General features: G+C 37.2%; 3 protein-coding genes. 1 reads left to right on the top strand and 2 read right to left on the bottom strand.

From position 1 onward, the window contains the following. Window positions 1-87 precede the first annotated feature (87 nt). Together BM294_RS15605 and BM294_RS15600 are read right to left on the bottom strand one after the other, a co-directional pair. The gene (locus tag BM294_RS15605; protein ID WP_091210004.1) at window positions 88-678 is read right to left on the bottom strand and encodes a hypothetical protein; all 591 of its coding nucleotides are present in this window, start codon (window positions 676-678) and stop codon (window positions 88-90) included. A 128-nt stretch (window positions 679-806) separates the two neighbouring features. After that, window positions 807-1160 carry a helix-turn-helix domain-containing protein gene (locus BM294_RS15600; RefSeq protein WP_091210002.1) on the bottom strand — a complete coding sequence of 118 codons (354 nt, stop codon included), beginning with the start codon at window positions 1158-1160 and terminating at the stop codon, window positions 807-809. Window positions 1161-1327: 167 nt separating this feature from the next. Here BM294_RS15600 and BM294_RS15595 point away from each other — a divergent pair, with 167 nt between their 5' ends. Next, window positions 1328-1864, top strand: a complete 537-nt coding sequence (locus BM294_RS15595) for a helix-turn-helix domain-containing protein (RefSeq protein ID WP_139225911.1) — start codon at window positions 1328-1330, stop codon at window positions 1862-1864. Window positions 1865-1989 lie beyond the last annotated feature (125 nt).

Here is a 1989-nt window from a genome sequence, read left to right as displayed (position 1 = left end):
ACGGTGTATTCAGATGGTTTATTAAAGTTACCCTCAAACCAATAATTTCAAAATTTTGTTTAAAACCTATTGACTACTAATAGTTTGTCACCTCCGTTCTATTATTCCGTACTTGAGATCAATACATTCAACAGTAGAAAGAAACACAGCCTTTTTTATGCTATAAATCTGTTTCTTGAAATTTGCTAGTTCCATCTTATACTCATCTGCAAGATCTTGAAGAGCTTCATTTTCTCTTGTTAAGTATCTAACAAACATCTCTTCATCTTTGGTTCCTAGTGCATATATGGCATTACACAAGATGGTGTAGTCATCCTGCATATCCTGGATGATGAGTTTATCTTTCACATGCTGGTCAGGATTATCAGTTCCCTTTAGGACATGTCGAAGATCGGTCTCAGATCTGGCTGTACTTAGCTCTAAATTTGCAATTGCCTCATTCATTGTTGGATTACTGGTTCCACTTTTTTGAATTCTTACCCCGAGCTCTCCCGAAGCGGCTTTTTCGTTGTATCGCTTCTCGGCCTTGACGATAATTGCCCAGTTAGATTCATATCCCGCTATTATCTTAGGAAATCGCTCATAGTTTTTTAGAATGAACTTAGCTTTGCATTCAGGATCAGATCTTGAATAATGATGTAATTTCTTCACATATGAATACTTTGCTTCCACTTCCATCAAAATTCTCCTCAGTTGATTGATTACCAAAGTAGCGCGTTACTCTTTTTGTCTGACAAATATATTTTAAATTAGCAAAGTTATTAAGTATGTAACACGATTGAGTCGTATTGTCACATTCAGTAGTTTTAATACATATTTGCTCTTTCAAATTCTACGGCAGCTTTAACTTGTTGAAGTATCATTTTCTTTACAGCCTCCGTTCTGACAGACTTGAGTAAATGTTCTATCTCTGCTATTGTCGGGTCTTCCGATACAATTCCATCTAGTATAAAGTTAGGAGTACTGTTCAAGACTCCAGCAAGCTCTACAGCCAAAGACCATGAGACGGATCTTCTGTTAGTTTCATACAAAGAAATATTGGAACGATCCTGAATGTGCATCTTCTCTGCCAGTTCTGACTGTGATAACTCGGCTTTTATTCTTAGATACTTAATTCTTCCTCCTACAGTTGTTGTGTCGATTTCAACGTTCTTCTTCATCTTTCGCACCTTTCTGGTGCCTTCCAAAAAGGAAACCGATCCGATAAAGCCTTATATCCTGAGTGCTGTAGATGGAATCAGAAAAAGATAACCAAAAGAAAAGAAGCCTGCAAAACATATACTAAGTCATATACAAAACATATCCGTGTTCTCACACAGCAGTTCTGTTGACCAGCTTCCGTTTTGCAGGCTCCTCTTTACATTTTTTAATAGTTACAACATTGGGAATAAACGAATCCACTATTCGTAATTACGAGCTTGGTAATCGATATCCGGATGAAGTTACTCTTAATACAATTGCTGATGCTTTAGGTGTAGATAAGCATGCTTTAGCTGATCCTAACCCTGCAAAGGTGTTTAGCGCTGTTCAGATTCTTTTCGAACTGGAGGACCGCTATGGAATTATTCCAAAGCTGGTTGATGGCGAAGTTCATCTTTTACAGTTTCCATTAAAGAAGGATGCTACTCCATCTGAAGAGCTGAACTATCTTCAGATGAAAGAAAGCCTTCGTCTTTGGAGCCACATTCGCAAAGTATGTGATGATGGCAATCTACTGGATGAAGAATACAGTGAATGGAAAAGCTTATATACTGATTACATCGAGACTGATAAACAGTTTGGCTATATAGAAGATCCTGAGATTGAAAAAAGGATTCAGGAACTTAATGAGCTTACCCAAGCTGCTATGCCAGAGGTAGTGTAAAAAATTCTGTGTAAACAGATTGAATTGATGATAAAAATTTCGTTTTGATTTAATCTATTAAAAGATTATTGAGAGAGGCAGGCGGCATAAAATGCTGTTCTGCCTCTTAGCTATTGTCTACCACT

The organism is Oribacterium sp. WCC10 (genome assembly GCF_900113415.1).
Classification (GTDB): domain Bacteria; phylum Bacillota; class Clostridia; order Lachnospirales; family Lachnospiraceae; genus Oribacterium.
The sequence above is the reverse complement of the archived record's forward strand: the minus strand, read 5'-3'. Positions and strand labels throughout refer to the sequence as shown.

Bases quoted from the DNA above. Each gene is read 5' to 3' on its own strand.
- BM294_RS15605 (WP_091210004.1), bottom strand. From the start codon at position 678: ATGGAAGTGGAAGCAAAGTATTCATATGTGAAGAAATTACATCATTAT.
- BM294_RS15600 (WP_091210002.1), bottom strand. From the start codon at position 1,160: ATGAAGAAGAACGTTGAAATCGACACAACAACTGTAGGAGGAAGAATT.